This window comes from Mesorhizobium sp. CA12 (assembly GCF_020165255.1).
GTDB lineage: Bacteria > Pseudomonadota > Alphaproteobacteria > Rhizobiales > Rhizobiaceae > Mesorhizobium.
Genome location: NZ_JAIUHT010000009.1, coordinates 13590 through 35850 on the forward strand (window position 1 = coordinate 13590; position 22261 = coordinate 35850).

Here is a 22261-nt window from a genome sequence, read left to right on the forward strand (position 1 = left end):
AATTGCGTCAAAAACAAAGAGGCAGCGCGGACTTTTGCTGCCGGCTATTCCTGATGCTGGCGACGTAGCCGCTGTTCCAGCGCCCTTAGCGCCAGCGACAGGCCGACGGTGAGGATCAGGTAGATATAGGCGACGATCGAATAGGTCTCGAAGAAGCGGAAGGAGCCCGCGGCATAGACCTTGCCCATCTGGGTGATGTCGGCGACGCCGAGCACCGAGACCAGCGAGGAGTCCTTGACCATGGCGACGAAGTCGTTGCCGAGCGGCGGCAGGATGGTGCGGATCGCCTGCGGGAAGACGATCAGCCGGAAGCGCTGGACTCGGCTGAGCCCGAGCGCCTTGGCCGCCTCGATCTGGCCCTTCTCGACCGACTGGATGCCGGCGCGGAACACTTCCGAGATGAAGGCCGAGTAGCCGATGGTCAAAGCCATGATGGCGCGCCAGAGCAGCGAGACGTCGCGCACCAGCAGCTCGCCGATCAGGCCGGCGCCCTGCAGCGGCGCGGTCAGCGCATTCCAGGCGGCGACGAAGGCCGGCGCGCCGGCAAAGGCGATCCAGAACAACAGCACCAGGATCGGCACGCCGCGGATGATCTCGACATAGAAGCGCGCGGTCTGGCGCAGCCACTGCGATCCCGACAGCGCCATCAGCGCGATGCCGAGCCCGAAGGCGGAGGCTAAAGCGAAAGCGACCGCAGTGACGAAGATGGTGATGCCGATGCCCTTGGCGACGGTGGCGAAGACTTGCGCATAGAGGTCGCTGGAGGCGATGGCGACAGCGGCGGCCAAGGCAAGGATGGCCGCAGCCGCCAGCCACCAGGGGAATTCGGGCTTGGATGTGGGTGTCGGCATCAGGCGGTGCCGATGGAGCGGACGTCTCGAGAAGATAGCGCCCAGGCCCCCCTCTCTGGCCTGCCGGCCATCTCCCCCTCAAGGGGGGAGATCGAACGTTGCGTGGGCTTTCGCCAATCACCGACGTTGAATGAAGAGCGCCGTGGTCGGAGCTGCCAATCTCCCCCCTTGAGGGGGAGATGCCCGGCAGGGCAGAGAGGGGGGCCTGGGCGCAATGTCAGCGCAATTTCCTGCAAACTCACTGCGCGCAACAAGACGAGTTCACTGCCCCATCTTGTAATCGAGGAACCACTTCTTGTTGAGCTTGTCGAACGTGCCGTCGGCCTTCAGCGAAGCGATGGCGGCATTGACCGGCTTCACCAGGTCCGAGCCCTTCGGGAAGATGAACCCAAAATCCTCGGTGCCGAGCGGTCCGCCAATCAGCTTGAGCTTGCCTTCGGAGGCATCGACATAGCCCTGGCCGGCGGTGCCGTCAGTGAGCACAACGTCGACGTCGCCCGATTTCAGCGCCTGCACGGTCGCGCCGAACGTCTCGAACAGCTTTATGCGCGGGTTCTGCTCATTGCCGTCGAGCACGCTGTAGACGGCGGTGTAGAAGGGCGTGGTGCCCGGCTGGGCGCCGATCAGCCCGTCCTTGAAGGCACCGAAGCTCTTGGCGTCGGTGAAGCGGCTTTCGTCGCCGCGCACCAGCATGAACTGCTCCGAGCGCATATAGGGATCGGAGAAGTCGACCTTCTCCTTGCGGTCGTCCTTGATGGTGATGCCGGTCATGCCGATGTTGTACTGGTTGTCGGAAACCGCCTGGATCATCGCGTCCCAGGAGGTGTTCTGGTACTCGACCTTGAAGTTCAGCCGCTTGGCGATCTCGTCCATCGCGTCATATTCCCAGCCGATCTGCTTGCCGGTCTTCTTGTCGATGAACTGCAGCGGCGGATAGGCGTTTTCCGTCACCACCACGACCTTCCTGCCGCCGAGGTCCGGCAAATTGTCGGCGAGCGCCGCGACAGGCGCGAGAAGCCAGGCCACCATGGCGGCCAGCAGCAGTTTCGACTTGGTCATGACAAACTCCCCGAAGATGATTGGCCGCGCGATGTTCACGCGCCAAGAGAAAATCCGGCGCCGACTTTAGCTTGCCGCAAGCGCCTTGCAAGCCGCTCCGCACTGCCGCGGCGCGTGAATGCGCAATCCAGTGCTCTTCAAGGATGGTTTCGAAACGCGAAGGCTTCGATCAAATTCCGCACGCTTGCGAGAGCTGCACAACGAAAAAAGGCGGCCGAAGCCGCCTTTCCGAAACCTGTCTCGCAAAACCTTATTCGGCCGAAGCGGCCTCGGCGGCAGCCTTCTTCTCGGCGGCTTCCTTGGCGGCCGTCTCGGCGGCCAGCGCCTGGGCGGCGGCGACCTTTTCGGCCTCGATGCGGGCGCGTTCGGCGTTCAGCGCATCGCGCTCTTCGTCGTTCAGCTTGCGGGCGCGTACGCCGGTGTTTTCCGAAATGCGGGCCGACTTGCCGCGACGGTCGCGCAGGTAATAGAGCTTGGCGCGGCGAACCTTGCCGCGGCGCACGATCTCGACGCCCTCGACCATCGGCGAGTAGACCGGGAAAACGCGCTCCACGCCTTCGCCGTAGGAAATCTTGCGTACGGTGAAATTCTCCTGGAAGCCCGAGCCGGCGCGGGCGATGACGACGCCCTCATAGGCCTGGACGCGGGTGCGGGTGCCTTCGGTGACGCGCACCTGGACGCGCACGGTGTCGCCCGGCTGGAATTCGGGCAGCTTGCGCTTGGCTTCGATCTTGGCGGCCTGTTCGGCCTCGAGCTGACGGATGAGATCCATCTCAAATATCCACTTCTTGTTCTTCCGACAGTCAGAGCGTCCTGCGCTCGCCTTGCAGTTCCAATGACCGCTCGGCTATGCCCTTTGTCGAAACATCGGGCAGGGACGGCTACACCGCACTTGTTGACGGGTCCAGAAGATCGTTCTTCCGGTTCGGGCGGGCACATACAGCCATTTTGCCGCTTTGTCACGCCCTAATGCATGTCACCCGGAACTGGGCGCGGTTCCGGGACGACGACATGCACCGAAACGAGCGCTTTGGGGCTATTTTGCGTCCATGGCCCCATGTTTGCTGCGGTCGTGCCGGGTTGCGCGCGGCTTGCAAGCTTCCTAAGCGGGGAAATGACTTTTTTCGATGCCGCCTTGCTCTTTCTCTCGGGTTTTGTCTCCGGCGCGGTCAATGCCGTCGCCGGTGGCGGCACCTTCGTCACCTTCGGGGCCATGAGCTTGGTCGGCCTGCCGCCGATCGTCGCCAATGCCACCTCCTCGGTGACGCAATTTCCCGGCTACATCACCTCGACGCTCGCCTATCTCGACGACATCAGGCATTTCTGGCGCCAGGCGCTGCTGCTCTGCGTCATCTCCGCCCTCGGCGCGCTGGCCGGCTCGCTGATCCTGCTTGCGCTCTCCAACCCGTCCTTCCGCGCGCTGGTGCCTTGGCTGCTGATCGCCGCCACCGCGCTGTTCGCCGCCGGGCCGTGGCTGAAACCGGCGCCCAAGCCTGGGGCCGAAGCCAAGGTCGGCTCATTCGCCGGATCGCTCGCCCAGTTCGCGACCTCCGTCTATGGCGGCTTTTTCGGCGCCGGCATGGGCGTGATGATGCTGGCGACGCTCGGCCTGACGCAGGCCGGCGACTACCACCGGCTCAACGCGCTGAAGAACATGCTGGCCGTGGTGATCGCAGCCATCGCCATCCTGGTCTTCGTTTCGGGCGGCGTTGTCGCCTGGCCGCAGGCGATCGTCATGATCCCGGGCGGCGCGCTCGGCGGCTATGCCGGCGTCTGGATCGCCAAGCGCGTGCCGCAGGGCGTCGTGCGCGGCTTCGTCGTCGCCGTTGGCCTGTTCCTGGCCTTTTATTATTTCACCAAGGGCTGAGCGCGCAGCAAGTCAGGCCGCCGTTCCCGCGTCAGCTTCTCGGCCTCCGCGCGACGCCATTCTGCAATCTTCTTGTGGTTGCCGGAAATCAGCACGTCGGGTATCGGCCTGCCTTCGAATTCCTGCGGCCGCGTGTAATGCGGATGCTCGAGCAGCCCGTTCTCGAAACTTTCTTCCTCGCCCGAGACGGCATTGCCCATGACGCCCGGCAGCAGCCGCACCACGGCATCGAGCAGCACAAGTGCTGCCGGCTCGCCGCCCGACAGGATGAAATCGCCGACCGAGACCTCCTCCAGTCCCCGCGCCTCAATCAGCCGCTGGTCGACGCCTTCGAAGCGGCCGCACAGGATGACCGCGCCCGGGCCGGCGGCGAGCTCGCGCACGCGCGCTTGCGTCAGCGGTTTGCCGCGCGGACTCATCAGCAGCCTTGGGCGCTTATCACCCGGAGGCGCGGCGTGGTCGATGGCCTTCGCCAGCACATCGGCGCGCATCACCATGCCGGCGCCGCCGCCGGCCGGCGTGTCGTCGACGGTGCGATGCCTGTCGGTGGCGAAATCGCGGATCTGGATCGCTTCGAGCGACCAAGTTCCGGCCTCCAGCGCGCGGCCGGCCAGCGACAGGCCGAGCGCGCCCGGAAACATCTCCGGATAGAGCGTCAGCACCGAGGCGGCAAAGCTCACCGGTTGCCCCCGGCATCCTTCGGTCCGCGCGGCCGACCCTTCGGGTCGAAGCCGGCATTCCTGGGCGCTTCGTCGCCTTCTTCGTCTTCGACCAGCCCCGCCGCCTGAGGGTTGACCTCAACGAATCCGTCGGCGATCGAGACATGCGGCACCGCGGCCTGCGTGAACGGTATCAGCACGCCCTTGCGACCGGCAAGCGTGACGTCGAGTATGTCGCCGCCACCGAAATTATGCACGGCGACGACCCTGCCGATGACGCCCGTATCGTCCCTGACATCGAGGCCGATGAGATCGGCGTGATAGAATTCGTCCTCCTCGCCGTCGTCGGGCAACACCGAGCGGTCGACGAAAAGCTCGGTGCCGGCCAGCGCCTCGGCGGCGTTGCGGTCACCGACGCCTTTGAAACGCACGACCACCACAGTCCCGGCCGGCCTGATATCGGTGATCTGGAAGACGCGGCCGTCCCTGGCATAAAGCGGGCCGTAATCGGCCAGCGCCAGCGGGTCTCCGGTGAAGGTTTTCACCCGCAATTCGCCCTTGATGCCGTGCGCGGCACCGATCACGGCCATCTGTACGGGGTTTTCGAGCTTCGGCATCGGCGGCGCTTCCTTTGCCCTGCTCTAATCCCCTCAAGCCGTCATTTCAATGACGGCCTCTTCACCGCTTCCTAACCCGCACGTCCGAAACTGCCAAAAACGGAAAAAGCCCATGCAGGAATTCCTCATCCCGGCAAAACCCGACCTTCAGGCGGCCCGCGAGACCTGGCTGAAAACGCTGGCGCATGAGCGCCGCCTGTCGCCGGAGACGGTCGAGGCCTATGAGCGCGACACCCGCCAGTTCCTGCATTTCTTGACCGGCCATTGCGGCGGCGCGCCGGGCATCTCCGACATTGCCGAGCTGCGGCCGGCCGATCTGCGCGGCTTCCTCGCTGCGCGGCGCAATGAAGGCGCCGGCGCCCGCACGCTGGGGCGCGGCCTTGCCGGCATCCGCTCGCTGCTGCGCTTTCTCGAAAAACGCGGGATGGTCAACGCGGCAGGCGCCGCAGCCCTGCGCGCGCCGCGCCAGCCGAAATCGTTGCCCAAGCCGCTGACGGCAAGCGACGCCAGGCAGGTCGTGGCGATGGAGGGCCAACTGGCGGAAGAGCCGTGGATCGCCGCACGCAACGCCGCTGTGCTGACGCTGCTCTACGGCTCCGGCCTGCGCATCTCCGAGGCGCTGGGCCTGACCGGCGCCGATCTCGCAGCGGAAGCCGACAGTGTGCTGCGCGTCACCGGCAAGGGCGGCAAGACGCGGCTGGTGCCGGTGCTGCCGGTGGCCCGTAAGGCGGTTGCCGAATACCGCCGGCTCTGCCCTTTCCACATTGGTCCCGACGGCCCGCTGTTCCGTGGCGCCCGTGGGGGCCCCCTCAACCCGGCCATCGTCCAGCGCGAGATGGCGAAACTGCGCTCGGCGCTCAACCTGCCCGACACCGCGACGCCGCACACCTTGCGGCATTCCTTCGCCACCCACCTGCTCGGCCGCGGCGGCGACCTGCGCACCATCCAGGAACTGCTCGGCCACGCCAGCCTGTCGACCACCCAGATCTATACCGGCGTCGACACCGCGAGGCTGCTCGACATCTACGAGAAGGCGCACCCAAGGGCGTGATCGCTTCTGAGGCCATTCGGAGCCCTCCGAACTCGTCATTCTAGGGCGAAGCAAGGAGCGGAGCGACGCGCGCAGACCCTGGAATCCATGCCGTGCACTCGGCCGTGGGGTGCAACGGTGCAGAATTCTGGGCCGCAGCGGCGCTTTGAAGGCACGGCATGGATCCTCGGGTCTGCGCGCGTCGCTTCGCTCCTTGCTTCGCCCGTGGATGACGACGTGATGGGCGTTTCCGCTAACCACCAAGGCGCGCCATGTCCATACGCGTCGCCAACCCGCAGAACGTCTACGCCGCAAACCAGAACCGACCGAAGACAATTTCCCCGATCCGATTAACCGTTTTGCCGCTTTTCGGCGCTAAGATGCTTCTTCATGAAACGCGTCATCGCCATCGCCGACCGCGCGGCCCTGGTCTCGTTGAAGCTGCTTGCAGCGCTCAACCTGCTGTTCTTCTTGTCTTTCCTGGCCGTCCTGCTGCTTGCCGGCCGGGCGCTTGCCGCAGCGCCCAATTGCGCCGGCGCCGATCTGTTGACGGCGCTGGAGAAGAACGATCCCGCCGCCTTCAAGAAGGTCGAGACCGAGGCCGCGGCCGTACCCAACGGCAAGGGCCTGCTGTGGAAGCTGGAGAAGCCCGGCGAAAAACCGTCCTATCTGTTCGGCACCATGCATATGACCGATACGCGCGTCACGACGCTGCCGGCCGCCGCGCAGAAAGCCTATGACGGCGCCGGCACAATCGTCATTGAAACCACCGACGCAATGGACAAGGCCAAGATGATGGCCGCGATGGCCAGCGAACCCGGCCTGATGATGTTCACCGACAACACCACCCTGTCGTCGCTCTTGTCGCGGGACGATGCGGCGGCGCTGGACAAGGGGCTCGACGCGCGCGGCATCCCGCCGGCGACGGTCGCCAAGATGAAGCCGTGGATCCTGTCGGCGATGATGGCGTTGCCGGCCTGCGAGGTGGCGCGCCAGAGCGCCGGCGAACCCGTGCTGGACGTCAAGCTTGCCTCGGACGCCAAGGCCTCGGGAAAGGATGTCGAAGGGCTCGAAACCGCCGTCGATCAATTGCGCGCCATGGCTTCGCTGCCGATCGAATTCCACATGAAGAGCCTGGTCGAGACGATGAAGCTCGGCGACAAGGTGAACGACGTCAACGAGACGATGATCGTGCTCTACCAGCGTGGCGAGGTCGGCATGTTCTGGCCGCTGTTCCGCGCCGTGCTGCCGGAGACGGCGGACGACAAGGCCGGCTATGCCGCCTTCGAGCAGACCATGATCACCAGCCGCAACAAGGTGATGGCGGCGCATGCCGGGCCGATTCTGGCCAAGGGCAACGTCTTTATGGCCGTCGGCGCCATGCATCTGCCCGGCCCGGAAGGACTGGTCGAGGATTTTCGCAAGGCAGGGTATAGTGTTACCGCCGTCAACTGAGTCGTCTGGCGGCTGGCGGGCCTGAAAACGCCGGTTTTTCAGCGCTTTCCGTCCGTTCGCGTGAAACCCGATGCGGGCTCAGCGCGTTGATGGCTGTTATTTTGATGACTTTCATCCAAGGAGGACACGTTTCATGGCGAACCCTAACGATCCCTACACCCCTTCGAGCACGCCTCCCCCAACGCGTGGCGGTGGTGGCGGCAGCGGGTGGCTGATCGCCCTTGTTGTCATTATCCTGGCCATTGTTGCGTATTATGTCTTTGGCAGAAGCGGCGGCGAGCATGCGCCCGCCCCGTCTGAGCCGCCGGCGGCCAGCACGCCTGCCCCGGCGCCTGCAACGCCCGCTCCGGCGCCTGAGCCAACTCCGGCGCCCACCCCGGCTCCCACGCCAGCTCCGGCGCCTACGCCTACGCCTACGCCGACCCCGGCTCCGGCTCCGGCACCTGCGCCGGCCCAGTAATCCGGCTACAGCTTGACGACAAACGGCCCGCCAAAGGCGGGCCGTTTTGGTTAGGATAGGCGCGAGAAAGGCCCTTAAGAAACTCGCTCCGGTGAGTCAGCTGGCGCGGCTTTCGAGAACCGGAGCGCAGTGGACATTCAGGTCCGTGAGCACCGGAACCTTTCAGATATGAATCGGCTTGAAGAACGTCGCCAGCGCCGCTTCCTTGACCGCCTCCGACATCGTCGGATGCGCGTGGCAGGTCCGCGCCAGGTCTTCGGACGAACCGCCGAATTCCATCAGCACCGCCGCCTCGTGGATCATCTCGCCGGCGCCGAAGCCGACGATATGGACGCCGAGCACGCGGTCGCTCGCTTTGTCGGCCAGGATCTTCACGAAGCCGTCGGTGTGCAGCATGGCGCGCGCGCGGCCATTGGCGCTGAACGGGAATTTCCCGGCCTTGTAGTCGATGCCGGCCTTCTTCAGCTCTTCCTCGGTCTTGCCGACCGAAGCGATTTCCGGGCTGGTGTAGACGACGCTCGGGATGACGTCGTAGTTCACATGGCCGGCTTGGCCGGCGATCGTCTCGGCCACCGCCACGCCTTCGTCCTCGGCCTTGTGCGCCAGCATCGGCCCGGCGATGACGTCGCCGATGGCATAGATGCCGGACACATTGGTCCTCAAATGCCCATCCGTCTTGACACGGCCGCGCTCGTCGACCTCGACGCCGGCTTCCTTCAGCCCCAGGCTGTCGGCATAGGGCCGCCGCCCGGTGGAAACCAGCACGACGTCCGCCTCGATAGTTTCGGCCGCGCCGCCCTTGACCGGCTCGAAGGTGACGCTGGCGCCCTTCTTGACCTTGGAGACGCCGGTGACCTTGGCGCCGAGCTTGAACTCGAAACCCTGCTTGGAGAGCAGCCGCTGGAACTGCTTCGACACCTCGCCGTCCATGCCGCCCAGGATAGTGTCGAGGAACTCGATGACCGTGACCTTGGCGCCGAGCCGGGCCCACACCGAGCCGAGCTCCAGCCCGATGACGCCGCCGCCGACGACGACGAGGCTGGCGGGCACCTTGGCCAGCGACAACGCGCCGGTGGAGGAGACGATCACCTTCTCGTCGAAATCGACCTTGACGCCGGGAATGCCGGCGACATCGGAACCGGTGGCGATGACGATGTTCTTGGTCTCGATTTCCTCGACCTTGCCGTCCTCGCCGGTCACCGAAACCTTGCCGGCGGAAACCACCTTGCCGGTGCCGCGAAAGGAATCGATCTTGTTCTTCTTGAACAGAAAGGCAACGCCGTTGACGTTGGACGCGACCGTCGCGTCCTTATGCGCCATCATCTTCTTCAGATTGAGCTTCGGCGACGGCAGCTCGATGCCGAGCGTATCGAAAGCATGGCCGGCCTCGGCGAACATCTCGGAAGCATAGAGCAATGCCTTCGAGGGAATGCAGCCGATATTGAGGCAGGTGCCGCCGAAGGTGGCGTTCTTCTCGACCACCGCCGTCTTCAGCCCGAGCTGCGCCGCCTTGATGGCGCAGACATAGCCGCCCGGTCCCGATCCGATGATTACGACGTCATAAGCCATGATGGTTCCTTCTGGTCTGGCCCTTAGCGGCCGCCGCTCACATTCAGGATCGCGCCCGTTATATAGGAGGCCGCATCCGACATTAGATAGAGAACCGCGCTGGCGACTTCGTCGGCCGTTCCCGCGCGTTTCATCGGCAGCGCGTCTTGCATCCGCGCCACCCGGTCGGGCTGGCCGCCCGAGGCGTGGATTTCGGTCTCGGTGATGCCGGGGCTGACCGCGTTGACGCGAATGCCCTCCAGCACGACTTCGCGCGCGAGCCCGATGGTCATGGTGTCGATCGCGCCCTTGGAGGCAGCATAGTCGACATATTCGCCGGGTGATCCCAGCCTGGCCGCCGCCGAGGACAAGTTGACGATAGCGCCGCCCCTGCCGCCATGCCGCGTCGACATGCGCTTCACCGCCTCGCGGGCGCAAAGAAAGGAGCCGACGACATTGATGCGCATCATGCGCTCCAGCCGCGCCATGCTCATCTCGTCGACCCGCGCTTTGACATCGACGATCCCGGCATTGTTGACGAAGGCGTCGAGCTGGCCAAAGGCCCGGTCGACGGCTTCGAACATCGCCAGGACATCGGCCTCGTTGCCGACATCGCCTCTGACCGCGAAAACATCGCCGCCACCGGCTTTCAGCTCGGCGACCAGCGTGTCCGCCGCCGCCTGGTTGGAGACATAGTTGATTGCCACCCGGTAGCCGGCCTGGCTCGCCTGTCGGCAGATGGCGGCGCCGATGCCGCGGCTGCCGCCAGTGACCAGCAGCGTCTTTCTGTGCGCGCTCATTCCTGGCAGCCTTTCAGCACGAAAATGTCCCATGGCACCTTGGAGAAGCCGGCCGGGCCATAGGCGGCCGACATCTCCAGCGACGCTCCGAGATCGGGAAAGATCAGGCTTTTCGGTGCGTCGGCGCCTTCGGCCGGCAGCAGGCCGATCGTGCCCTTGTCGTCTGCGCTGTAGACGACGCCTTCCCAGACCGTGCAGGCGGCAAGCTCCTCGCCGGTGACGTCGCCCGTCGGGCATTTGTACATCAGCGAGCCGTGCGGCCGCGCGGCGCTGCCTTCGGTCCACATGGCAATGCCGTCGAGCACGACATTGTTGTCGAGGATCATGCGGAAGGCGTTGGTGATCGTCGCCGAACTGCCGGCCGGCGTGAAGTCGATCTCGGCGCCGCTCTGCGCCTCGCCATAGACGGCAAGCTGGATCGGGCAGGCGGCATGGGCGCTGGAAGCCGACAATAAAACCGCCGATCTAGCCATCCACCGGATTATGGGTGAGGCAAGTATCCTCATCGATCGGCCTCGTTACGGCCATCGGCGTTTTCGAGCACTTCGAAGTCGGTCATCAGGAGCAGTGGTTCGCCGGATGCGTCCAACCCCCAGAAAGACCGATACGCGCCGTCGCCATAGCCAGTGTCGAACATGGCTACATTGATCGGGTTGCCTTCAATCGGACTGTCGATACAAAACCTGTCGATAGTGCACGCGACGTCGGCGAGATAGTCGTCAAGTTCCTCTTGGTCAGACATTAGCGTCAGGAACGACTTGTCCATAAACGACGCAACCGCGTCATCAACGATAAATTCAAACTCATAGCCCGATGGGCGGTCTCGAGCAAAGGTGGCCAATTCCCAGCGCACCGGCAAGCCAGAGCCGAAACGCAATGCCGCCACGGCAATCTTGGTCCGAACCTGAAGCAATATGACCGGGTAGCGCCCCGGCTTTACCTTGCGGCTAAATGGCGGCCGTTCCAGTCCGGTGATGAGCGGGTCGCAGGCAACGATTTCGCCGGTGGGCAATTCAAGCTCACCGATCGTGGTGACGGTGATCTTCCGTTCCGCCATCTCGGCAGAGCTGAGAGCGAAGACGCCGAGGTTGCTGCTGATCTCGGAGGCCTCCCAATCGGCGGGCGAAGCGACCACGGGCAAGTCGGAGAAAAGCCAGACGCGTCCACGCCGAAGGAATCGGCGTAAGGCATCTGACCAACCACTCATTGCGGATCGGCTCCGATCACAGATCGAGCACCAGCCGCTCGGGATCCTCCAGGCTTTCCTTGACCCGCACGAGGAAGGTCACCGCTTCCTTGCCGTCGACGATGCGGTGATCGTAGCTGAGCGCCAGATACATCATCGGCCGGATGACGATCTGCCCGCCGACGACCACCGGCCGCTCCTGGATCTTGTGCATGCCGAGAATGCCCGACTGCGGCGCGTTCAGGATCGGCGTCGACATCAGCGAGCCATAGACGCCGCCATTGGAGATGGTGAAGGTGCCTCCCTGCATATCCGCCACCGACAGCTTGCCGTCGCGCGCGGCGAGGCCCAGCCGGCCGATCTCCTTCTCGATCTCGGCGATGGACATCTGGTCGGCATCGCGCACCACCGGCACCACCAGGCCCTTGTCGGTGCCGACGGCGACGCCGACATGGGCGAAGTTCTTGTAGATGATGTCCGTGCCGTCGATCTCGGCATTGACCGCCGGGATCTCCTTCAGCGCATGCGTCACCGCCTTGGTGAAGAAGCCCATGAAGCCGAGCTTCACGCCATGCTTCTTTTCGAACACGTCCTTGTATTTGGCCCTCAGCGCCATCACCGCGCTCATATCCACCTCGTTGAAGGTGGTGAGCATGGCGGCGGTGGACTGCGCTTCCTTCAAGCGGCGCGCGATGGTCTGGCGCAGCTTGGTCATGCGCACGCGCTCCTCGCGCGGCGCATCCTCGGCCGTGGACGGCGCGCGGGCCGCGACGGGCGCCGGAGCCGGAGCTGCCTTCGGCGTCTCGGCCGGCTGCGACGGCGCGCCCTTGGCGATGGCGTCGAGCACATCGCCCTTCAGCACTTGGCCGCGCTTACCCGAACCGGACAGCTGGTCGACCGAGAGATTGTGTTCCGCGATCAGTTTGGCCGCGGCCGGCGCCGGCGGCATGGTGCGCGGCTCGACCGGACCGGCGTCGCCGGCCATCTTGGCGGTTTCGGCCGCCGCCTGCTTGGTGGTGGACGCGGCGTCCGGGCTGGAAGCCTGCGCCACCGCCTGCGGCTTGGTGGCGGGCGCTGCAGCCGCGCCGCCGGCCGAAATCGAGCCGAGCAGCGCCCCGACATTGACCGTCTCGCCTTCCTTGACCGCGATCTCGGCCAGCGTTCCGGCGCCCGCGGCGGGCACTTCCACCGTCACCTTGTCGGTTTCGAGCTCGACCAGGGGCTCGTCGGCGGCGATCGCGTCGCCGACCTTCTTGAACCACTTGCCGACAGTCGCCTCGGTGACGGATTCGCCGAGAGTGGGGACGCGGATTTCGGTAGCCATTGTGCCTGTCCGTTGTCTTCTTGAGGTCTGTTTCGTCCGGTCTGCTTACGCGCCCGGCCCTATTCGCCGAGCGCGTCGTCGAGCAGCGCCGCAAGCTGGCTGAGATGCTTCGACATCAACCCTGTCGCCGGCGAGGCCGAGGCCGGCCGTCCAGTGTAGCGCACCCGCTGATGCTTGGCGTCGATATGCGCCAGCACCCATTCGAGATAGGGATCGATGAACGACCAGGCGCCCATGTTCTTGGGCTCTTCCTGGCACCACACCATCTCGGCGTTGCGGAAGCGTGACAGCTCGGTGATCAGCGCCTTGGCCGGGAACGGATAGAGCTGTTCGACGCGCAGCAGGTAGATGTCGTTGATGCCGCGCTTCTCGCGCTCCTCATAGAGGTCGTAATAGACCTTGCCCGAGCACAGCACGACGCGGCGTATCTTGGAGTCCTTCACCAGCTTGATAGGCTGGTCGGCCAAGAGCTGCGCATCGTCCCAAAGCAGTCGGTGGAACGAGCTTTCGCCCGCCATCTCCGACAGCGTCGACACCGCGCGCTTGTGGCGCAGCAGCGATTTAGGCGTCATCAGGATCAGCGGCTTGCGGAAGTCGCGCTTCAGCTGTCGGCGCAAGATATGGAAATAGTTGGCCGGCGTGGTGACGTTGGCGACCTGCATATTGTCTTCCGCGCAGAGCTGCAGGAAGCGCTCCAGCCGCGCCGACGAGTGCTCCGGCCCCTGGCCCTCATAGCCATGCGGCAGCAGGCAGACGAGACCCGACATGCGGAGCCACTTGCGCTCGCCCGACGAGATGAACTGGTCGAACACGACCTGGGCGCCGTTGGCGAAGTCGCCGAACTGCGCTTCCCAGAGCGTCAGCGCCTTGGGCTCGGCCAGGCTGTAGCCGTATTCGAAGCCGAGCACCGCCTCTTCCGAAAGCATCGAGTTGATGACCTCGTAGCCGGCCTGCGCCGCCGAGAGATTGTTGAGCGGAATGTAGCGGGTCTCGTCGCGCTGGTCGTAAAGCACCGAATGGCGCTGCGAGAAGGTGCCGCGTTCCGAATCCTGGCCGGAAAGCCGGATCGGATTGCCGTCGAGCAGGATGGCGCCGAAGGCCAGCGCCTCGGCCGTCGACCAGTCGATGCCTTCGCCCGACTCGATCGCCTGGCGGCGGTTTTCGAGGAAGCGCAGGATGGTCTTGTGCGCCTCGAAATCCTTCGGCACCTCGGTCAGCTTCTTGCCGATCTCCTTCAGCGTGCGCACCGGCACGGCGGTCTTGCCGCGCCGCTGTTCGTCCTGGTTGTCGGCGGTGCGAAGGCCCGACCACGCGCCGTCCAGCCAGTCGGCCTTGTTGGGCTTGTAGTGCTGGCCGACTTCCCATTCGGCTTCCAGATGTGCGCGCCAGTCGGCCCGCATCTTGTCGACTTCGGCCTGAGTGACGTGGCCTTCGGCGATCAGCCGGTCGGCATAGATCTGCACCACCGTCTTATGGCTGCGGATGTTGCGGTACATGATCGGCTGGGTGAAGGACGGTTCGTCGCCCTCATTGTGGCCGAAGCGGCGGTAGCAGAACATGTCCACCACCACCGGCTTGTGGAACTTCATGCGGAATTCGGTCGCAACCTTCGCGGCATGCACCACCGCTTCCGGATCGTCGCCGTTGACGTGGAAGATCGGCGCCTCGATCATCTTGGCCACATCCGACGGATAGGGCGAGGAGCGCGAGAAGCGCGGATTGGTGGTGAAACCGATCTGGTTGTTGATGATGAAATGCAACGTGCCGGCGACGCGATGCCCGCGCAGGCCCGACAGGCCGAGGATTTCCGCGATCACGCCCTGGCCGGCAAAGGCGGCGTCGCCGTGCAGCAGCAGCGGCATGACCTTGGCGCGCTCAGACAGCGGCACGATCTCGCCGCGCTCACGGCCGGACAACTGATCCTGCTTGGCGCGCGCCTTGCCCATCACGACAGGGTCGACGATTTCCAGATGCGAGGGATTGGCCGTCAGCGACAGGTGCACCTTGTTGCCGTCGAACTCGCGGTCTGACGAGGCGCCGAGGTGATACTTGACGTCGCCCGAGCCTTCGACTTCGTCGGGAGCCGCCGAGCCGCCCTTGAATTCGTGGAAGATGGCGCGGTGCGGCTTGGCCATTACCTGGGAGAGCACGTTGAGGCGGCCGCGATGCGCCATGCCGAGCACGATTTCCTTCAGGCCGAGCTGACCGCCGCGCTTGACGATCTGTTCCAGCGCCGGGATCAGCGACTCGCTGCCATCGAGGCCGAAACGCTTGGTGCCCTTGTACTTGACGTCGATATATTGCTCGAAGCCCTCGGCCTCGACCAGCTTCGACAGGATCGCCTTCTTGCCGGTGGCGGTGAAGGTGATCTCCTTGTCGGCGCCTTCGATGCGCGCCTGTATCCAGGCCTTCTCTTCCGGGTCGGAGATGTGCATGAACTCGACGCCGAGCGTAGAGCAATAGGTGCGGGTCAGGATGTCCAGCATCTGCCGGATGGTGCCGAATTCGAGCCCAAGCACATTGTCGAGGAAGATCGGTCGGTCGTAATCGGCTTCGGTGAAACCGTAATTCTCCGGCGACAGCTCGTTATAGTCCTCGAGCGGCTTGGCGATGCCGAGCGGGTCGAGATTGGCGTGCAGGTGGCCGCGCATGCGGTAGGCGCGGATCATCATGATGGCGCGCACGGAATCGCGCGTCGCCTGGTGCACGTCGGCGTCGGAAAGCACCGCGCCGTTGACGACGGCTTTTTCCTTGACCTTCTTTTCGATCGCCTTTTCGACCAGACCCCAATTGCCGTCGAGCGCCGAGACCAGCTCGCCATTGGCCTGCAGCGGCCAGGAAGGCTTCGCCCAGGACGCGCCCTTGGCGTTCTTGCGGACATCGCCCGCGTCATCCTTCAGCGCCGCGAAGAAATCCTGCCACTCCGGATCGACGGAGGCGGGATTGTCCTCATAGGCCGCATAGAGCGCGTCGATGTAATCGGCATTGCCGCCATAGAGGAATGAGGTGAGCGAGAATTGGTCGTTGGCCTGATCTTGTCTTGCCATTTTCGTCTGCGGAGCCTGGCTCCGTCTCCTTTTTGGAGCGAATAGTGAGTAGCGAATAGCGAGTAGGGACTGCCCGGATCGCGCTGCTACTCTGTTTTTCCTATTCGCTATTCGCTACTCACTATTCGCTACTCACTTAACCCTTGATCGCCTCGACCAGCGTCGTGCCGAGCCGCGCCGGCGACGGTGACACCTTGATGCCGGCCGATTCCATCGCCGCGATCTTGTCTTCCGCGCCGCCCTTGCCGCCGGAGATCACCGCGCCCGCATGGCCCATGGTGCGGCCGGCCGGCGCCGTGCGCCCGGCGATGAAGCCCGCCATCGGTTTCTTGCGGCCGCGCTTGGCTTCGTCCTTGAGGAACTGCGCGGCGTCTTCCTCGGCCGAGCCGCCGATCTCGCCGATCATGATGATCGACTTGGTCTCGTCGTCGGCGAGGAACATCTCCAGCACGTCGATGAATTCGGTGCCCTTGACCGGGTCGCCGCCGATGCCCACCGCTGTGGTCTGGCCGAGGCCGACATTGGTGGTCTGGAAGACTGCCTCATAGGTAAGCGTTCCCGAGCGCGAAACAACGCCGACCGAGCCCTTGCGGAAGATGTTGCCGGGCATGATGCCGATCTTGCATTCGTCGGGCGTCAGCACGCCCGGGCAGTTCGGGCCGATCAGCCGCGAGGTGGAGCGGTCGAGCCGCGCCTTGACCTTGACCATGTCCATCACAGGGATGCCTTCGGTGATGCAGACGATGAGCGGGATCTCGGCCTCGATCGCCTCGATGATGGCTTCACCGGCTCCCGCAGGCGGCACGTAGATGACGGAGGCGTTGGCGCCGGTCCTTGCCTTGCCCTCGGCGACGGTGGCAAAGATCGGCAGGCTTTCGCCTTTCGAACCGGTCCAGGTTTCGCCGCCCTTCTTCGGGTGGATGCCGCCCACCATCTTGGTGCCGTGATAGGCCAGCGCCTGCTCGGTGTGGAACGTGCCGGTCTTGCCGGTCAGACCCTGAACCAGCACCTTGGTGTTCTTGTCGACGAGAATGGACATGGGTGGGAACGCCTCTGAATTCAGCGATTACAAGAAAGGATTGACGGCCCGGACCGAGCCATAGACCTGGTTGTGGTTGAGATCTTCGGTGTAGAAAATCGGCGCGCCGAGCCGTTCCGCGGCTGCAAGCAACGCCGCGTCGTAATATTTGAGCTGATAGCGACGCGCGAGATGAAGCCCCGCGATGACATAGGCCTGATCGACCGGGACAAAAGGAAGCGTGCCGAGAAAGACCAGCCATTGGTCGACCACAGCATCGGCCGAGACCGACTTCCGCCTTGCCACGTTGGCGAACTCTGCCAAGGTCTGGCCAGAGACGCCGAACACGGTCCCGAGGACAAGGCCTTGCGCGATATCGTGGCGGCGAGGATCACTCGTCCTCTCCGAAGCCGCGTACAGGAGGACGTTCGAGTCGAGAAAGCATTCTATCCTCTCGTTCGGCATAGATCTCGTCCCGGTTCCATTTGTATGCAGGGCCTAGATCGAGCGGCGATTCTTTTATCAACCTGCGCATGCCTTCCCGCGCCCAGGCGATCCGGTCTTCTTGCTCGACCTCATGCGCGAGCAGCGTGCGAATAAGGGCATTGAGCGTCGTCTGGCGACGCCCAGCGAGGCCGCGCGCCTTTTCAAGGAGGGCCTCGTCAATGGCCAAGGTGACGTTCTTCATTGTCCGTCTCCACATAAATACACAGGTACAATATGTGTGATTATGTGTGGCCCTTCAACCGTCCTGATCTCCATCGCTCAGCCTTCCTTCATCTCGGAAGGCGGAACGCGCCGGTAGAGGCCGCTCACCATGTCTTGCGATGCATCGCTGCCGGCGGGCTTGAACTGAAGTTTCATGCGGTAGGCGTCAGCGCCGTCAAAGCTGTACGCCATGCGCGCGGCGCCGCGCGGCGACGACCGTTCCAGCATCAGCTCGTTGCCGTTCCACCTGCCGGTAGCCGGCGACATCGGCACGAACCCCATCGAGTCGAACTGATGCATGGTGACGAGGCCGCTCTGCTGGTCGAAGCCGAACACATTATGCGCGCCGAACGAGACGGTGCCGTCGCGGCGCTGGCGATAGCGCTGCACCACGAACAAGCCGCCGAACTCAGCCTCGGCCTGCAGTTCTGACGTTGCCGTGCCGGCATCGGTCCATTGCGTGGCCGCGACCTCTTCCTCGCCGCGCCACGCGCCGACCAGCGCCTGCAGGCGTTGGTGACCGTCAGAGAGGGAAGAGAAGGGTGACGCGTTCATGGCTCAGAGCCGCTTCAGGTCGGTGACGGTGAGGTCACTCCGGGCGTTGCCGGTGTTCAAGGTCGTCGCCGGCTCGAACATCAACACCACCGGCTCCTTCGTCAGCGAACGCGGCCGGTGCTCGACGCCGCGCGGCACGACGATGAAATCGCCCTCGCCAAGCTCGACCGGCCCGTCGCGGAAATCGATGGCGATCCTGCCGCGCAGCACCAGGAAGGCCTCGTCCTCATTGTCATGCGCGTGCCAGTCGAAAACCTCGCCGAACTTGGCGACCTTGGCCTGGGCATCGTTGACGTCGCCGGCGATATGCGGGTCGAAGACCTTGGCGATCTTCGCGTCCGCCGCCTCGACCAGGTTTATCTTGCGCGGAGGCATCCGCTTAGCCCTTCACCGCCGCCACGATCTTCTTGGCTGCGTCGTCGAGATCGTCGGCCGACACGACATTGAGGCCGCTGTCGTTGATGATCTTCTTGCCGAGCTCGGCATTGGTGCCTTCCAGCCGCACCACCAGCGGCACCTTGAGGCCCACCTCCTTGACCGCGGCGATCACGCCCTCGGCGATGACGTCGCACTTCATGATGCCGCCGAAGATGTTGATCAGGATACCCTCGACGGCCGGATCCTTGGTGATGATCTTGAACGCCGCCGTGACCTTTTCCTTGGAAGCGCCGCCGCCGACGTCGAGGAAGTTAGCCGGCTCAGCACCATACAGCTTGATGATGTCCATCGTCGCCATTGCAAGGCCGGCGCCGTTGACCATGCAGCCGATATTGCCGTCGAGCGCGACATAGGCGAGGTCGTATTTCGACGCCTCGATCTCCTTCTCGTCCTCCTCGGAGGTGTCGCGCAATTCCATCACGTCCGGGTGGCGGAACAGCGCATTGTTGTCGAACGACACTTTGGCGTCCAAGACGCGCAGATGGCCGTCCTTCATGACGATCAGCGGATTGACCTCGAGCAGGCTCATGTCCTTCTCGACGAAGGCTTTGTAGAGGATCGGGAACAGCGTGCCGCCATCCTTCGCCGCATCGCCGTCGAGCTTCAGCGCGGCGTTGAGCTTCTTCACGTCGTCGGCGCTCACGCCCTTTTCCGGATCGATGGCAACGGTGACGATCTTTTCCGGCGTGTCGTGCGCGACCGTCTCGATGTCCATGCCGCCCTCGGTCGAGACGACGAAGGCGATGCGGCCGACCGAGCGGTCGACCAGGATCGACAGATAGAGCTCGCGCTCGATGTCGGCGCCGTCCTCGATATAGAGGCGGTTGACCTGCTTGCCGGCAGGTCCCGTCTGCTTGGTGACCAGCGTGTGGCCGAGCATCTCGTTGGCATTGGCGACGACTTCCGCCGCCGACTTCGCCAGGCGCACGCCGCCCTTGGCATCGGGGCCGAGCTCCTTGAACTTGCCCTTGCCGCGGCCGCCGGCGTGGATCTGGCTCTTCACGACATAGAGCGGGCCGGGCAGCGCTTCTGCCGCGGCTTCCGCCTCGCTGGCTTTGAACACCGGAACGCCGCTTGCGACCGGCGCGCCAAACGTCTTCAGCAGCGCCTTGGCCTGATACTCATGGATGTTCATGCGCGTGGTCTCCGGGGAAGGACGTTTTATTTGCCGGCGAGGTGCGGGGCGATCTTGGTGCAGGCCTCGGTGAGGCCCTGCACGGCCGCCACCGAATTGTCGAACATCTTCTGCTCGGCCTTGGAGAGATCGATCTCGATGACGCGCTCGACGCCGCCGGCGCCGATCACCACCGGGACGCCGACATAGGTATTCTTCACGCCATACTGGCCCGAGAGATGCGCGGCGCAGGGCAGCACGCGCTTCTTGTCCTTGAGATAGGATTTGGCCATCGCGATCGCGGAAGCCGCCGGCGCGTAATAGGCCGAGCCGGTCTTCAACAGGCCGACGATTTCGGCGCCGCCATCGCGGGTGCGCTGCACGATCTGGTCGAGCTTCTCCTTTGAGGTCCAGCCCATCTTGACGAGGTCGGGCAGCGGGATGCCCGAGACGGTCGAATAGCGGATCATCGGCACCATGGAATCGCCGTGGCCGCCGAGCACAAAGGCGGTGACGTCCTCGACCGAGACCTTGAACTCTTCGGCCAGGAAATAGCGGAAACGCGCGCTGTCGAGCACACCGGCCATGCCGACGACATGGCTGGTCGGCAGGCCGGAGAACTTCTGCAGCGCCCACACCATGGCGTCGAGCGGGTTGGTGATGCAGATGACGAAGGCCTTCGGCGCATATTTCTTGAGGCCGGCGCCAACCTGTTCCATCACCTTCAGGTTGATGCCAAGAAGGTCGTCGCGGCTCATGCCGGGCTTGCGCGGCACGCCGGCGGTGACGATGCAGACATCCGCGCCCTCGATGCCGGCATAGTCGTTGACGCCGGTCAGCCGGGAATCGAAGCCGTCGACCGGCGAAGACTGCGCGATGTCGAGACCCTTGCCCTGCGGAATGCCCTCGGCGATATCGAACAGCACCACGTCGCCGAGATCCTTGAGGCCGATCATATGGGCGAGCGTGCCGCCGATCATGCCCGAGCCGATGAGCGCTATCTTGTTGCGTGCCATGTGAGGATGTTTTCCTTTGTCTGTGACGAAGTCGTGACGGGCCGGAGGGGCCGAAAGGATGCGGGAAACCGCGAGATTTGGCCGCACCGAATAACTCCGGCGCGCAAGAAATTCAAACGATTATTTTGAGCCTAACGTTTTCAATCGGTTAGATGCACTGGGAATTACGTAAACGTCAAAGTTTATGAGCCGACTGAGGAGAATTTACACAATGAACGTCGAAATCAGAAGGCTTCATCCGGGCGATGACGCGGTTGTGACTTAAGCAGGGCACCGCTGAACGAAATTCAGGCTTGCGCCTGCCTCACCTCTGCAGCCGCCACCTCCTTTTTTCGCCTTTCCGCCCAGCCGTCCAGCCAGTCGCGGCTCTGCATCTCGACCAGGCGCGAGGCTGTACGCTCGAATTCGAACACTTCCGTGCCGCGCTTGGCCGTATAAAGCCGTTCGGGCGGCGCCGCCGCGCTCATCACCAGCCGCATGCGGTGGTCGTAGAGCGTGTCGATCAAAAGGATGAAGCGCTTGGCCTCGTTGCGCTTGCCTTCGCCCAGCACCGGCACATGGTCGATGAAAACGGTCGAGAAGCGGCCGGCGATCGCCAGATAGTCGCGCGCGCCGAGCGGGTTTTCGCAGAGGTCGGCAAAGGAAAAGCGCGCCGCGTCGCCGGCGGCGCGCGGCACGACGAGCTGGCGGCCTTTCAGCGTCAGCGTCACCTCGCCGATCGGCTGGCCATGCGTCATCGCCTTCCAGGCCTCGTCGAGCGCGCGCTCGGCTGCGGTGTCGTCCGGCGTGACATAGACCGGCTGGCGGTTGAGCTTTTCCTGGCGGTAATCCTTCTCGGCATTCAGCGTCATCACATGTGCATTGCGCTCGAGCAGCGAGATGAACGGCAGGAAGAGCTGGCGGTTCAGCCCGTCGCGATAAAGGTTCTCCGGCGCTACATTGGAGGTGGCGACCAGCACCACGCCGTTGGCGAACAGCGCCGAGAACAGGCGCGACAGGATCATCGCGTCGGCGATGTCGGTGACCGAGAATTCGTCGAAGCACAGCACCCAGGCTTCATCGGCGAGCGCCCGCGCCACCGGCGGGATCGGGTCGTCTTCCTTGACGTCGCCATTCTTGCGCGCCTGCCGGTGCTTCTGGATACGATCCTGCACATCGGCCATGAAGTCGTTGAAATGCACGCGGCGCTTGCGCCGGACCGGCAACAGCTCGAAGAACATGTCCATCAGCATGGTCTTGCCGCGACCGACTCCACCATGGATATAGAGGCCCTTGACCGGCTCGCGCGGCTGCTGCTTGGCCGCGAACAGCCAGCCCAGCGCGCTCGATTTATGCGCCAGCCTTTTGGCCGAGATCTCGTCTATCAACCGATCGAGCGCAGCGACGATCCGCTCCTGCGCCGGGTCGCGCTCGGCCGCCCCGCTTTGGACGAGATGCTCGTAGCGCTGCCTGACGGTCGCGTGGGTCTGGATACCGTCGCGCAGATGCATGGGTAAGTCATTCCAGAGC

The 22261-nt window shown here is 64.2% G+C and carries 22 protein-coding genes; 3 read left to right on the top strand and 19 right to left on the bottom strand.

Features of this window, described 5'->3' with window-relative positions:
* Positions 1-44: 44 nt before the first annotated feature.
* The 3 genes from LB520_RS16140 to rplS all read right to left on the bottom strand — a co-directional run bounded on the left by LB520_RS16140 (position 45) and on the right by rplS (position 2682).
* Complete coding sequence (locus tag LB520_RS16140; protein WP_224638144.1) at positions 45-851, bottom strand: amino acid ABC transporter permease; 807 nt, start codon at positions 849-851, stop codon at positions 45-47.
* A gap of 261 nt (positions 852-1112) precedes the next feature.
* On the bottom strand, positions 1113-1910 hold the full coding sequence (locus tag LB520_RS16145) for a basic amino acid ABC transporter substrate-binding protein (protein ID WP_224549879.1): 798 nt from the start codon (positions 1908-1910) through the stop codon (positions 1113-1115).
* Between the two features lie 250 nt (positions 1911-2160).
* Positions 2161-2682 (bottom strand): 50S ribosomal protein L19, encoded by a 522-nt coding sequence (gene rplS / locus LB520_RS16150; protein WP_095769549.1) that lies wholly within the window; start codon positions 2680-2682, stop codon positions 2161-2163.
* 342 nt (positions 2683-3024) lie between these two features.
* Between rplS and LB520_RS16155 the strand changes: the two genes are divergently transcribed.
* Positions 3025-3777 (top strand): sulfite exporter TauE/SafE family protein, encoded by a 753-nt coding sequence (locus tag LB520_RS16155; protein WP_224532135.1) that lies wholly within the window; start codon positions 3025-3027, stop codon positions 3775-3777.
* Here LB520_RS16155 and trmD read toward each other — a convergent pair.
* Both trmD and rimM read right to left on the bottom strand, forming a co-directional pair.
* Positions 3759-4457, bottom strand: coding sequence for a tRNA (guanosine(37)-N1)-methyltransferase TrmD (gene trmD / locus LB520_RS16160; RefSeq protein ID WP_224532134.1), 699 nt, complete (start codon positions 4455-4457; stop codon positions 3759-3761). The genes LB520_RS16155 and trmD overlap by 19 nt on opposite strands.
* Positions 4454-5053 carry a ribosome maturation factor RimM gene (gene rimM / locus LB520_RS16165; RefSeq protein ID WP_224638145.1) on the bottom strand — a complete coding sequence of 200 codons (600 nt, stop codon included), beginning with the start codon at positions 5051-5053 and terminating at the stop codon, positions 4454-4456. The genes trmD and rimM overlap by 4 nt, the downstream gene beginning before the upstream one ends.
* A gap of 112 nt (positions 5054-5165) precedes the next feature.
* Between rimM and LB520_RS16170 the strand changes: the two genes are divergently transcribed.
* Together LB520_RS16170 and LB520_RS16175 are read left to right on the top strand one after the other, a co-directional pair.
* Positions 5166-6104 carry a tyrosine recombinase XerC gene (locus LB520_RS16170; RefSeq protein ID WP_224638146.1) on the top strand — a complete coding sequence of 313 codons (939 nt, stop codon included), beginning with the start codon at positions 5166-5168 and terminating at the stop codon, positions 6102-6104.
* A gap of 369 nt (positions 6105-6473) precedes the next feature.
* Positions 6474-7538: a TraB/GumN family protein gene (locus LB520_RS16175; protein WP_224638147.1), complete on the top strand. Its 1065-nt coding sequence runs from the start codon at positions 6474-6476 to the stop codon at positions 7536-7538.
* A gap of 622 nt (positions 7539-8160) precedes the next feature.
* Here LB520_RS16175 and lpdA read toward each other — a convergent pair.
* From lpdA to zapE, 14 genes are all read right to left on the bottom strand, one after another.
* Positions 8161-9567, bottom strand: a complete 1407-nt coding sequence (gene lpdA, locus LB520_RS16180) for a dihydrolipoyl dehydrogenase (RefSeq protein ID WP_224638148.1) — start codon at positions 9565-9567, stop codon at positions 8161-8163.
* A 23-nt stretch (positions 9568-9590) separates the two neighbouring features.
* Positions 9591-10346, bottom strand: coding sequence for an SDR family oxidoreductase (locus LB520_RS16185; protein WP_224638149.1), 756 nt, complete (start codon positions 10344-10346; stop codon positions 9591-9593).
* Complete coding sequence (locus LB520_RS16190) at positions 10343-10819, bottom strand: hypothetical protein (protein WP_411969895.1); 477 nt, start codon at positions 10817-10819, stop codon at positions 10343-10345. Before LB520_RS16190 ends, LB520_RS16185 begins: the two co-directional genes overlap by 4 nt.
* Before the next feature lie 29 nt (positions 10820-10848).
* Positions 10849-11553, bottom strand: coding sequence for a DUF4241 domain-containing protein (locus LB520_RS16195; protein ID WP_224638151.1), 705 nt, complete (start codon positions 11551-11553; stop codon positions 10849-10851).
* 16 nt (positions 11554-11569) lie between these two features.
* The gene (odhB, locus tag LB520_RS16200) at positions 11570-12856 is read right to left on the bottom strand and encodes a 2-oxoglutarate dehydrogenase complex dihydrolipoyllysine-residue succinyltransferase (protein WP_224638152.1); all 1287 of its coding nucleotides are present in this window, start codon (positions 12854-12856) and stop codon (positions 11570-11572) included.
* 59 nt (positions 12857-12915) lie between these two features.
* Complete coding sequence (locus LB520_RS16205) at positions 12916-15903, bottom strand: 2-oxoglutarate dehydrogenase E1 component (RefSeq protein WP_224611372.1); 2988 nt, start codon at positions 15901-15903, stop codon at positions 12916-12918.
* A gap of 136 nt (positions 15904-16039) precedes the next feature.
* Positions 16040-16942 (bottom strand): succinate--CoA ligase subunit alpha, encoded by a 903-nt coding sequence (sucD, locus tag LB520_RS16210; RefSeq protein WP_126080453.1) that lies wholly within the window; start codon positions 16940-16942, stop codon positions 16040-16042.
* Between the two features lie 27 nt (positions 16943-16969).
* Positions 16970-17386, bottom strand: a complete 417-nt coding sequence (locus LB520_RS16215) for a PIN domain-containing protein (protein WP_224601868.1) — start codon at positions 17384-17386, stop codon at positions 16970-16972.
* Positions 17313-17609, bottom strand: coding sequence for a hypothetical protein (locus LB520_RS16220; RefSeq protein WP_224601866.1), 297 nt, complete (start codon positions 17607-17609; stop codon positions 17313-17315). The genes LB520_RS16215 and LB520_RS16220 overlap by 74 nt, the downstream gene beginning before the upstream one ends.
* A gap of 77 nt (positions 17610-17686) precedes the next feature.
* On the bottom strand, positions 17687-18184 hold the full coding sequence (locus tag LB520_RS16225; RefSeq protein WP_224638153.1) for a DUF1579 family protein: 498 nt from the start codon (positions 18182-18184) through the stop codon (positions 17687-17689).
* A gap of 3 nt (positions 18185-18187) precedes the next feature.
* The gene (locus LB520_RS16230) at positions 18188-18559 is read right to left on the bottom strand and encodes a cupin domain-containing protein (protein WP_224532124.1); all 372 of its coding nucleotides are present in this window, start codon (positions 18557-18559) and stop codon (positions 18188-18190) included.
* Positions 18560-18563: 4 nt separating this feature from the next.
* Positions 18564-19757, bottom strand: a complete 1194-nt coding sequence (sucC, locus tag LB520_RS16235; protein WP_140846348.1) for an ADP-forming succinate--CoA ligase subunit beta — start codon at positions 19755-19757, stop codon at positions 18564-18566.
* A 26-nt stretch (positions 19758-19783) separates the two neighbouring features.
* The gene (mdh, locus tag LB520_RS16240) at positions 19784-20752 is read right to left on the bottom strand and encodes a malate dehydrogenase (protein ID WP_224638154.1); all 969 of its coding nucleotides are present in this window, start codon (positions 20750-20752) and stop codon (positions 19784-19786) included.
* A gap of 287 nt (positions 20753-21039) precedes the next feature.
* Positions 21040-22242: a cell division protein ZapE gene (gene zapE / locus LB520_RS16245; RefSeq protein WP_224638155.1), complete on the bottom strand. Its 1203-nt coding sequence runs from the start codon at positions 22240-22242 to the stop codon at positions 21040-21042.
* Positions 22243-22261: the final 19 nt, after the last annotated feature.

Bases quoted from the DNA above. Each gene is read 5' to 3' on its own strand.
- rimM (WP_224638145.1), bottom strand. From the start codon at position 5,053: ATGCCGAAGCTCGAAAACCCCGTACAGATGGCCGTGATCGGTGCCGCG.
- LB520_RS16155 (WP_224532135.1), top strand. From the start codon at position 3,025: ATGACTTTTTTCGATGCCGCCTTGCTCTTTCTCTCGGGTTTTGTCTCC.
- lpdA (WP_224638148.1), bottom strand. From the start codon at position 9,567: ATGGCTTATGACGTCGTAATCATCGGATCGGGACCGGGCGGCTATGTC.
- mdh (WP_224638154.1), bottom strand. From the start codon at position 20,752: ATGGCACGCAACAAGATAGCGCTCATCGGCTCGGGCATGATCGGCGGC.
- odhB (WP_224638152.1), bottom strand. From the start codon at position 12,856: ATGGCTACCGAAATCCGCGTCCCCACTCTCGGCGAATCCGTCACCGAG.
- LB520_RS16175 (WP_224638147.1), top strand. From the start codon at position 6,474: ATGAAACGCGTCATCGCCATCGCCGACCGCGCGGCCCTGGTCTCGTTG.
- LB520_RS16190 (WP_411969895.1), bottom strand. From the start codon at position 10,819: ATGGCTAGATCGGCGGTTTTATTGTCGGCTTCCAGCGCCCATGCCGCC.
- LB520_RS16225 (WP_224638153.1), bottom strand. From the start codon at position 18,184: ATGAACGCGTCACCCTTCTCTTCCCTCTCTGACGGTCACCAACGCCTG.
- LB520_RS16170 (WP_224638146.1), top strand. From the start codon at position 5,166: ATGCAGGAATTCCTCATCCCGGCAAAACCCGACCTTCAGGCGGCCCGC.
- LB520_RS16140 (WP_224638144.1), bottom strand. From the start codon at position 851: ATGCCGACACCCACATCCAAGCCCGAATTCCCCTGGTGGCTGGCGGCT.
- LB520_RS16145 (WP_224549879.1), bottom strand. From the start codon at position 1,910: ATGACCAAGTCGAAACTGCTGCTGGCCGCCATGGTGGCCTGGCTTCTC.
- sucC (WP_140846348.1), bottom strand. From the start codon at position 19,757: ATGAACATCCATGAGTATCAGGCCAAGGCGCTGCTGAAGACGTTTGGC.
- LB520_RS16220 (WP_224601866.1), bottom strand. From the start codon at position 17,609: ATGAAGAACGTCACCTTGGCCATTGACGAGGCCCTCCTTGAAAAGGCG.
- LB520_RS16230 (WP_224532124.1), bottom strand. From the start codon at position 18,559: ATGCCTCCGCGCAAGATAAACCTGGTCGAGGCGGCGGACGCGAAGATC.
- LB520_RS16185 (WP_224638149.1), bottom strand. From the start codon at position 10,346: ATGAGCGCGCACAGAAAGACGCTGCTGGTCACTGGCGGCAGCCGCGGC.
- LB520_RS16195 (WP_224638151.1), bottom strand. From the start codon at position 11,553: ATGAGTGGTTGGTCAGATGCCTTACGCCGATTCCTTCGGCGTGGACGC.
- LB520_RS16205 (WP_224611372.1), bottom strand. From the start codon at position 15,903: ATGGCAAGACAAGATCAGGCCAACGACCAATTCTCGCTCACCTCATTC.
- rplS (WP_095769549.1), bottom strand. From the start codon at position 2,682: ATGGATCTCATCCGTCAGCTCGAGGCCGAACAGGCCGCCAAGATCGAA.
- sucD (WP_126080453.1), bottom strand. From the start codon at position 16,942: ATGTCCATTCTCGTCGACAAGAACACCAAGGTGCTGGTTCAGGGTCTG.
- LB520_RS16215 (WP_224601868.1), bottom strand. From the start codon at position 17,386: ATGCCGAACGAGAGGATAGAATGCTTTCTCGACTCGAACGTCCTCCTG.
- zapE (WP_224638155.1), bottom strand. From the start codon at position 22,242: ATGCATCTGCGCGACGGTATCCAGACCCACGCGACCGTCAGGCAGCGC.